Genomic DNA, 9,649 nt, shown 5'->3' with positions numbered 1-9,649 from the left:
ATGATCGAGTTTTGAAATTAACCGCGTATTTACTTTTTGCATATCCTCGTAGAATTAAAATCAGTGAAAATGACGAGGGACTATGCTCGTGCATACACGCATTTACTGGTATGTGGTATAAAATAGACGAACTACCAAACTTGGAGGGAAATTTGATTAATGGATTTGACAACGATCCCTATGATAATTACTATCCGATTTCTGATACTTTTACGGAGAATGAAGAAAAACTTGGGATGATCGACTATCATGAAATGGTGGATGATGTGGATCCACACACTTCTTGTAGTGATAAACTTTTTACAGCTAAAATCGCCAAACTGTATCGAGATGGTTTTGTAGATGATATGAACATTAACTCAAGGTATGTTATTGATTTTTTTTATAACTTATTAAAAATAGGGGTGAAAATTGATAATATAAACGAGAGTGGAATAATTAAAACAGGTGAAAGACTTAACAGCAATACAAAATTTAATGAATGCTTTCAATTGAAACTTATAGAAATTGCCAAAATAACAATTAAAGAAGAATTCGATTTTGAATTATATGGTATACACCCAATATACAATATTGAAACCATGTCTCCATATTGGGAAATTCCAAATTTACTCACAGCACTTTATTTTGCATTATTTTATACAAGACCAGATTATGAAGTGTATCGAAAATGTTCTAATCCCAATTGTAATCGTCTTTTTAAAGTGAAGACTACAAATAGCAGAAAACAGTATCATGATACAGCTTGCCAAAATGCAGCTGCTCAAATGAGGCATCGTAAAGTTAAAAAATAAAAGAAGGAACAATGACTACTCTTTACGTAGTCATTGTTCCTTCTTCGTTACCTCTTGCCGTTTTTTTAGCAAGTGGATCCATATGATTAATTACACTCTCTACCAATTGTGCTAATTGGCATATATCGTTCTTATTATGTTTAACAGTTCGCTCCATCATCCATTTTATATCCAGTAGAATACCTTGAACTCTCTCATATGATGCACCTGAGTCTTTCCAATCGCCACGTGCCTCACCAATATGAAGCATATTTTGCTTTGACGTAAAATACTTTCCCTCCTTATTGAATGGCATCAGAAAAGCATTATATACCGGTGGAGCTTGACCATTTTCATCTCTAAATTTAAGAGCAGTTGCTACATATTCGCCATATGTAATTTGCTTGTTAATGGACGTTGAACGAGGTAGTTCTGTTGGGTCCGCACTATCCCCATATCGATAATATTTCGCATCCAAAATAAATATTTTATTATCTTTTTTCATAATTGTATCTGGTTCAAGTGCAGATTTTGTGTGTTTCCCTGCTGAGCCAAGGTACCAAGATGTCCTTGGAAAATAATAGTTTTTATTATCTACACCAAAATTAAAATCAATAAGACGTTCCCAAACATACTCAAAATCATTCGTCCCAAAGAAGAATCTTGCGTTTCGGCCTTTCTTTCCAACATATTGAATCATATCAATCATACCCGAAAACAAGGCTTTGTTTTTATCATTATTTTCACTATGTATTTTTCCCTTAAGAGTCATCAAGAAACGTCTTTCGTCAAATGGTATTGATGCTTTCCGTGGGGTATTTGTAGAGAATAAAAATCCAATTTTCTTGTACGCTTCCTCTACACAGAATTCATTTATCTTTGTCAAGAAATTCGATGAGTCTACTCGTGATTCTTGCGACACGGTTGTTAAATAAATGAAAGAGTCATCTTGTGGATATGCTCTTTGTGTTTTAACCGTACGTGGCCAATTTTTATGCCCACTTCCATTAACCTTTAGGATTCGTTCATTCTCAGTATAATACCCTCTATTATAATATTCATCCAAGATGGTCATATAAGCTTGAATAGGAAAGTTCACAGTTTCTGGATTACTCATTAGTAACTGTGGAAGTAATTTTTCCTTTATTCCGGAAAAACGTGATAAGACTCTAATTAATAATTGCACGTCTTTCTTTTGTTCAAGTTCCGTCTTTCCAAGCTTATACCCTATAGGAAAGCATACTTTAATTTGCTCACCATCTGAACGAATTCCTACAAAGGTATCCGTTCCTTCATTTGTATTTATATGACAATCGTATAAAGGTGCTGATTCTTTTTCCATACAATCGCTCCTTTACTCATTTTGACTTAATCCAAATATGTCATCTAAAAACACATTAAAACGCTCATCTTTTTCTGCCATTTCAAAAGCCTTAATAAGTTTTTCAAGGCTATCATACTGACTTTTAAACACTTCGTCTCTTGTGAATTTAAAAGCATCATCCCATAAATATTTTAATACCTTCTCCGGGAAGTTATGATTTCTATCATCGGCTTCTTCTTGTGAAATTTCATCGTTTGTGGTAAAGAAATATAGATCCTTTTCAGTAACAAAATATGCTCCTAATCTCTTATCCTCTGAAGATGTCATTCCAACATTCTTTGATATAACCAGTTCATTTATAGTTTTATTAAACACTGCCCACTTGACATTTGTATCAAGAATCTTCTGTCCTGCAATTTTAGATTTCGATACATCATTCTCAATCATACGCATATTCCACCTTCTTTGGAATGCTGTGTCTAAAGTAAACACATTTTGGTCTGATGTATTCATTGTTGCAAATATATATAGGTTTGATGGGAGTTTTATTTTATTTGGTTCTGCAATAGTATCTTTATTGTAAATGTAAACTTTTTCTGCAACATCCACGTTAGTAATATCATATGAACCACTACCATCTTCATCTCTGTCGAGCATTTGAAATATATCACCAAAAATTGCCGGAGCATTTCCTCTGTTAATTTCCTCAATAACTAAACAATACTTTTTCTCAGGATTATTATATGCACCTGATAATATACGAGTAAAAGGTCCTGGTGCAAATTCATATCTTATCTTACCAGTTCCTTCATCTGTCATAGGCATAATCTGCCCAACGAAATCCCCATAGGTGTAGTCTGGGTGAAATACAACTCTTTCAAGACTATCTGCATCTTTACAATATTTTGTCTTGATAGTATAACTTTTACCACAGCCAGGAACTCCATATAGCAATACATTCGTACCACCACGTAAACGATTTTTCTCGTCAATTTCTTTCATATCATTTAAACATTCATCGTTTCTGTCATTTTCATTATTATCAAAATTATCCAATTCAAATAAAGAATTAGTTGAACCTAAAAAATCAAGATAATTTTCTGTGGAAAAAATATTAGGATTTTCTTCAAAGATATATACTTTCTTTGCAACCTCACTTACTAAATCGCTATTAATAGCAATACTATCTTTATCGATTTTTAAAGTGTTCAGCTGTTTAAGTGCTTGAATTAATCTATTATCAAATTTTGTTCTATATTGTTCAAATTCATTATTAGCTGTGGCATCATCACGTAATAGTTTAATAAGTAACAGTGTCTCTAAAAAGCCTTCAAAAACTTTAGTTGTAGCCACAAGATACCTGTACTCTGTCATAGAAATTGAGTACTTTCCTGTAGAACGACCTAGCTCAAGTAAAACCTTATACAATAACATAACTGGATATAAACGGTACTCTTGTCTAATGCCATTGTATTCCTCATCTACAGATGAACTAAGAAACATTTTTTCAATTTGTCTTTGAATTATATCAGAGTACATATCAGTTTTTTCAAATTCACCTGAACATCGGTTATATATTTCTTCAAAAGTATCCGTGATTATTGCTTCGTCATATTTACTTGAAGTCATAGTAATCAAACCAAAAAATGCTGCAACTCTTAATGCACGATAATTATTTGAAATTTCTAAAGCAGATTTTATAGACTTAAGCTCGATGATTTTTTGTCCAATGAAGTCTTGTAAATTACCTGCAACATCTTTTTCTTTAAATTCTTTTAAAAATGAAACTAAATAACACAAATTATCAAAAGCTGTTGGCTGTTTTACCAAATACCAACATTCATAATCACTTGCGTTCTGAAGTTCATTTAACTTATTTTGTAGTATCGAGTCCATCATCTATACCTCCACATCTAAAATTTTATTAATAAATCTTGCAAGAAAATATGAAATCTTTGGTGGAACCGCATTACCTATTTGCTTGCAGATTGAAGTTTTTGTTCCATAAAACACAAAATCATCTGGAAAACTTTGAATCCTAGCTGCCTCCCTTGGCGAAAGGGTTCTATTCTCAATAGGATGAATAAATCTACCGCCAGCGGGTGTATCAAATCTCGTTGTAATTGTAGGAGATTGTTCATCCCAACACAATCTCCCATAAGAACCACTATGAACAGAATTTATTGTTTCTTCTAAAGCAGTAAAGTTTTCACCGTTTGCAACTCTGCTCATTCTATCAACAGCAACAATTGAATGGTTTGTCCTAGTGTGGTTTGTCAGTTTCATCCCATCAGCAGCCAAATATCTCTGATAATCAGTAACTGGTTCAGGATTGTTTATTAATCCGTTTGTAGTAGTAACACCAAGATTTCCAATCGCATCCTCAACAGTGACCATATTAAAATAATGAGGGTAATCATGTAGTATATCGACCTTAGTCTGCTCCCATAATTCATTAAAATCAAAATCTATATTTCTTGTACCAATGATTATCATTCTTTCTCTTTTTTGAGGAACTCCGAACTCAACAGCTTTCACAATCTTATAATGCAATGTGTACGGCTCACCATCAAACATCTCTGGATCAGAAAAAATTCTAAGTATCTCTTCAAAAATTACCCCAGCCTGCATGGTCATGATACCTTTTACATTTTCCATTACAAAAGCTTTAGGTTTCACTGTTTTTACAACATTGAAATAGTGCTTAAACAAATAATTTCGTGGGTCATCAATAAAACCATTTCTTATTCTTGCTCCCGCCATTGAAAATCCTTGGCAGGGGGGACCACCAATGATAATATCGGCATCTCCAGTCTTAAAGACTCCTGATTGGTCTATATTACGAATATCGTCAACGATCACATCAACCTCTGGATGATTCATCTTATATGTATTTGCTATATTTGCATCAAACTCAACCGCTTTTTTTACGGTATATCCATTTTTTATAAATCCCAAAGACAGACCACCACATCCTGAAAACAGGTCAATTACGTTCATCTTCAACACCTCCACCAATTCTATATCTATAAGCAAAATTCTTTATATACAGCCCTTCTTCTTCGGACAAGCCATATATAGCATTGATATAGTCATCAATTTGATGAATTGTATCAACGCACTCTTTATGTTTGTACTCATACTCTGTTTGCTTCGTACCCACATATAATTTTGTTTTTTCTAATTGGTCCTCCAAAGCAATCGCTAATCGATTGGTTTCTTTAAAATCATAAATTTCTGGCACTTTAAATCCAAGTAATTCTTTTCTTGTTATATGCCAACAGTCGGACACACAAACCCAATACCACCAGAACAGAGAAGAATTAAGTAGGCACATACAGAAATTTGCATAGTTTTTGTTTTCGCATTTGAATGTTTTATATTCAGAACCTGCGTGTTCATTTAAAAAAGCTTTAATCCAAAATGCTGCTCTCATATTCAAATATAATGGCTCACAATCCTGTTCGAGCAGATTAATAATAGATCTATTAAACCCAGTTAATCTTCTATACACAGAAGTATCAAGCGTTGTTCCTAATTTAGGAATATATTCATCTTCCACATAATTATTCTTCACAACTTCAGCTGTGTTGAATAAATCATGTCTTTCTTCTTTGTACCAATATCTATAATTTCCTGTGGATATATCACGCACACCTTTTTTGTGTTTTCCAAGGAAAATACATAGTTTTTGATGCACCGAAGTAAATAAACAATCTGGTCTATCTGAATAACTTAGAATATACTGTTCGGGTGATGTGATATATAATTCATCACGAATTTTCTTCATTCTTGGTGTTGAAACATAGGACAATGGAATAACAAATCCTAATACTCCACCTGGGTTTAATTGCAAAGCTGCATTTTCCAAAACATTTGCATATATATTACCATATCTTTTTACTGGTACAGACTCACTTTTGGTATCCTCAACATAAGGAGGATTCCCGATAATAATATCATATCTGTTCTCTGTTTTTGGTTTATGTTCAACATAGTCATAGCATTCATAACAGCTGTTGAGCACCTTTGATAATCCTTTGATTTTTACCACACTGTATCTATGAAGGAGACAAAGAAATAGACGAATTTTTGTAATATTAATCGAATCCATATTTAAGTCATTACCCTTTATTGATTCAACTACTTTTTTAATTTTTCCTTTTGTTACATCAGAGTGATGCAAATCAAGTAAATCTAATTTTAATTCCAACGCCGCTAACAAGAAGACTCCAGTACCGCACGTTGGGTCATAAACGGTTTTTTCATAACAGAAGTTGCTATAAGGGATACCATTCAAATCTAATACATGAAGATTATTTGGTTTCAATCTATCGCAGACCATCTTCACGCTGTTAATTAATATGAATTTAACCACATCTAATGGCGTGTAATAGACACCATTGTTTTTTCTTATTGTTTCCTTTTCATTCAATGTAGATAGCAATTCCTGCATCTCTTCGTATGAATAAGTTTTAGTTGATGAATCGTCAATCTCAAACGTTCCACCTATAATGACACTGATTTCCTCACGAATTAACTTCAATTCACTTTTACTGTAATTTTGATTTAGATAACCGTTGACTATTCTCAATGCGTTTATTAACATATCATTTGCCATTTCGCACCTACCTGTAACATTTATTCTATTGCACTTCGCCCACTTTTGACCCAAGCATCTAGTTCGGAATATTTAAATTTCCATTTCTTTCCTATTTTGTGAGCTGGAATGCCTTTACCTTTCTTTATCCAATCTCGTACAGTCACAGGTTTAATACCTAAATGTTCCGCCGCTTCTTCAATGCTTATCCATTTTTCATTTATATTTTCATTCATCATATTCACCTCTGCACAATACTAGTAGATATAAAATACCAATTGTATTGTACCATATCTAAGATATCTTATCAAGAAATTTAATTATATTTTATGCGGTTTGCTAATATTTTATATTGTTTATTCATACAAAAACGCCTTAAATTTCAAACAACTTAAGGCTTTTGTATTGGTTTAAATTAAAACATGCTCAACAGTCTATCTATTCCCATCAACTTTTCATAATACAGCCATCTCGCTTGTCCTTCACCAAAATCATAAACACTGGCATTTTTTTTGATATATGAATAATCAGCATATCCAATTATTTTAGCAGTTGAAATATCATCCCAGTCTACAAGTTTTAGCCTAGAATCAGTATCTAAAGCATCAACTTTTACGGCAACATAGAAATCTTTAGGAATATTATCAAACTGGTCAACATTAATCAGTAATCTTTTATGGATATTGCGAAATCCGGTTTTTACATCAACATAAAAACCTGTTGATGTTTGAAAATCAAAAGAATCTACATTTCCTTGCCCCTCAAACACTTCAAACATCCCATCAATATTTACTTCTTTATTTTTTTCTTGCAACAACTTCAAAAAAGCCATTTCACCCAACTTACCCATAAATGTACGCTGAATTTCTATCTTATGTTGTATGCTAACATCTTTTGAATTGCGAACCTCAATTGGCAACAATCTAGAATACTGATTATCCGAAAGAATAATTCTTTTAGCAAAATCTAAAGCAATATTTCTCATATGCTGATCAATAGCAACTGTATAATAAGAAACGTTGTAATCGCCACGCTTTTCAGTATGTTTTTCCATTTAGCTCTCTCCTTAAATATAATTTTAGATGCTCAAATTGCTGTCAACCACTCTCTACACTCACACTATTTCAGCAATCCTATGCACTCACCAAGGCATAATCTGAACAATCGGTCAACCTCTATAAACACTCAATTTGAGTGGATTTAGGGGTTATCTTTAGGCTAAAAAAAATACACCTGGAGCAAATCGGAAATCCGACTAATTTCTAAAATGCCCATTCTATCGACTTTTTCGCCACTATTGTCGCTCTGTTTTAGTCATCAAACAAACCGTCTCGACATGCTCCGTCCACCCAAACATATCCACCCCCTGCACCATCTTCACCTCATACCCCCTCTTCACCAAATACCTCACATCCCACGCCAACCACTCCGGATTGCACGACACATACACCACTTTCTCTGGTGCCAACTTCACCACCGAATCCAAAAACGCCTCATCACTTCCAGCCCGCGGCGGATCCATAAACACCACATCCACCTTCTCTTGCTTCTCCGCCATGCCAACCATAAACGAACCGGCATCCGCACAATAAAAACTCACATTCGAAATCCCATTCAACTTCGCATTACTCATCGCATCTCGAATCGCATCCTTATTCAACTCAACACCAATAACCTCTTTTGCAGCTCCTGCGGCAACCATACCAATCGTCCCGATTCCACAATAGGCATCAATCACCCTCTCCCGACCGGATAAACCGGCAAATTCAACCGCCTTACCATACAAAACTTCCGTCTGCTTCCTATTCACTTGGTAAAAAGACTTCGAAGAAATACGGAACTTCAACCCGCATAACTCATCTACAATAAATCCCTTTCCATATATCACTTGTTCTTTATCACCCAATACCATACTTGTCTTCTTATCATTCACATTTATGATAACGGTGCTTATCTCCGGGTAAGTTTTTCTGATAGCCTTTACAAAATTATTTTTGGACGGCAAAATTGGTGAGCTCAGTACCAACACCACCATTACCTCACCTGTCGCTTCTGCACAGCGCACCATTACATGCCTGAGCAAACCATAATCAGTATCCTCATCATACGTTTTAATCTTAAACGACTTCAACATATTTCGAATATCATATATAATTTTATCTGCCTTCTCATTGTCAAGTCGGCAGCTATCAACATTAATAATTCTATGACTCTTTGGCTCATAGGTTCCTGAAATAATGGTTCCATTTCTTAATCTGCCAAATGCAGCATGAACCTTATTTCGGTAGTGGAACGGATCTTTCATTCCAATAATTTTTTCTACACTTCCAAACTCTTTCATCAGTTTGCTGATAACTTTCTGCTTCTCTTTTAATGTAGTCTCATAATCAGCACCAGCATAACTGCAGCCTCCACATCTTCCGGCAACCGGACAAAATGTTAATTCTTTCGCATTCTTAGGTGTTCTCTGCAATGGTTGATTTCCATTCTTTTCTTCATCTTTTCTATTTAAAAATTTATCTGATTTCTGATTTTTTATTTTTTCATCTGAAAATTTACTTGATTTTTGATTCTCCACTTTTGCATCTAAAAACTTATCTAATTTCTGTTTCTTTCCTTTTCTACTTAGAAATTCTTCACTCTTCTTTTTTCTTTTGTTCCGATTATCCATCTGGCTCATTCTATATATCCTTTATCTATATTAAACACCGTCATCTAGTCTTTCATGACAGTAGTTCAATACATTCCCTTTCGCTTTAGAATCACTTCTTACATATTATACTATTTTTTTACATCTCTGTAAATATCTTTCTTCAAATTTATTTAAAAAATATCATAAAGTTACAACCCGGCAAAATTAGAGAAACTAAACTCTATTTGGTTGTAATTTTTGATAAATCATTGTAAAATAACATATAAAAAATAAAACAAATAACAGAAATACAAACGAGG

8 protein-coding genes are annotated in these 9,649 nt (G+C 33.8%); 1 reads left to right on the top strand and 7 read right to left on the bottom strand.

Annotation, left to right across the window (positions count from 1 at the left end; translation table 11 throughout):
• Positions 1–794: CGNR zinc finger domain-containing protein (locus RMR19_RS14560; protein ID WP_310604221.1), on the top strand; the 794-nt coding region annotated here is incomplete at its 5' end.
• A 22-nt stretch (positions 795–816) separates the two neighbouring features.
• On the opposite strand, the gene RMR19_RS14555 is transcribed toward RMR19_RS14560, so the two are convergent.
• The 7 genes from RMR19_RS14555 to rlmD all read right to left on the bottom strand — a co-directional run bounded on the left by RMR19_RS14555 (position 817) and on the right by rlmD (position 9,377).
• Positions 817–2,115, bottom strand: coding sequence for an LlaJI family restriction endonuclease (locus tag RMR19_RS14555; RefSeq protein WP_310604220.1), 1,299 nt, complete (start codon positions 2,113–2,115; stop codon positions 817–819).
• A 12-nt stretch (positions 2,116–2,127) separates the two neighbouring features.
• The gene (locus tag RMR19_RS14550; RefSeq protein WP_310604219.1) at positions 2,128–3,993 is read right to left on the bottom strand and encodes an McrB family protein; all 1,866 of its coding nucleotides are present in this window, start codon (positions 3,991–3,993) and stop codon (positions 2,128–2,130) included.
• 3 nt (positions 3,994–3,996) lie between these two features.
• On the bottom strand, positions 3,997–5,097 hold the full coding sequence (locus RMR19_RS14545; RefSeq protein WP_310604218.1) for a DNA cytosine methyltransferase: 1,101 nt from the start codon (positions 5,095–5,097) through the stop codon (positions 3,997–3,999).
• Positions 5,084–6,718, bottom strand: coding sequence for an Eco57I restriction-modification methylase domain-containing protein (locus RMR19_RS14540; protein WP_310604217.1), 1,635 nt, complete (start codon positions 6,716–6,718; stop codon positions 5,084–5,086). The genes RMR19_RS14545 and RMR19_RS14540 overlap by 14 nt, the downstream gene beginning before the upstream one ends.
• 20 nt (positions 6,719–6,738) lie before the next feature.
• Positions 6,739–6,936: a helix-turn-helix domain-containing protein gene (locus tag RMR19_RS14535; protein ID WP_331654748.1), complete on the bottom strand. Its 198-nt coding sequence runs from the start codon at positions 6,934–6,936 to the stop codon at positions 6,739–6,741.
• A gap of 176 nt (positions 6,937–7,112) precedes the next feature.
• Positions 7,113–7,751, bottom strand: a complete 639-nt coding sequence (locus RMR19_RS14530) for a hypothetical protein (protein WP_310604216.1) — start codon at positions 7,749–7,751, stop codon at positions 7,113–7,115.
• A 240-nt stretch (positions 7,752–7,991) separates the two neighbouring features.
• On the bottom strand, positions 7,992–9,377 hold the full coding sequence (gene rlmD, locus RMR19_RS14525) for a 23S rRNA (uracil(1939)-C(5))-methyltransferase RlmD (protein ID WP_310604215.1): 1,386 nt from the start codon (positions 9,375–9,377) through the stop codon (positions 7,992–7,994).
• Between the last annotated feature and the right edge of the window lie 272 nt (positions 9,378–9,649).

It is taken from the genome of Anaerosporobacter sp. (genome assembly GCF_031551385.1).
Taxonomy (GTDB): domain Bacteria; phylum Bacillota; class Clostridia; order Lachnospirales; family Lachnospiraceae; genus Anaerosporobacter.
This window is presented reverse-complemented; position numbering and strand designations above follow the sequence as displayed.

Bases quoted from the DNA above. Each gene is read 5' to 3' on its own strand.
- RMR19_RS14555 (WP_310604220.1), bottom strand. From the start codon at position 2,115: ATGGAAAAAGAATCAGCACCTTTATACGATTGTCATATAAATACAAAT.
- RMR19_RS14550 (WP_310604219.1), bottom strand. From the start codon at position 3,993: ATGGACTCGATACTACAAAATAAGTTAAATGAACTTCAGAACGCAAGT.
- RMR19_RS14545 (WP_310604218.1), bottom strand. From the start codon at position 5,097: ATGAACGTAATTGACCTGTTTTCAGGATGTGGTGGTCTGTCTTTGGGA.
- RMR19_RS14540 (WP_310604217.1), bottom strand. From the start codon at position 6,718: ATGGCAAATGATATGTTAATAAACGCATTGAGAATAGTCAACGGTTAT.
- RMR19_RS14535 (WP_331654748.1), bottom strand. From the start codon at position 6,936: ATGATGAATGAAAATATAAATGAAAAATGGATAAGCATTGAAGAAGCG.
- RMR19_RS14530 (WP_310604216.1), bottom strand. From the start codon at position 7,751: ATGGAAAAACATACTGAAAAGCGTGGCGATTACAACGTTTCTTATTAT.
- rlmD (WP_310604215.1), bottom strand. From the start codon at position 9,377: ATGAGCCAGATGGATAATCGGAACAAAAGAAAAAAGAAGAGTGAAGAA.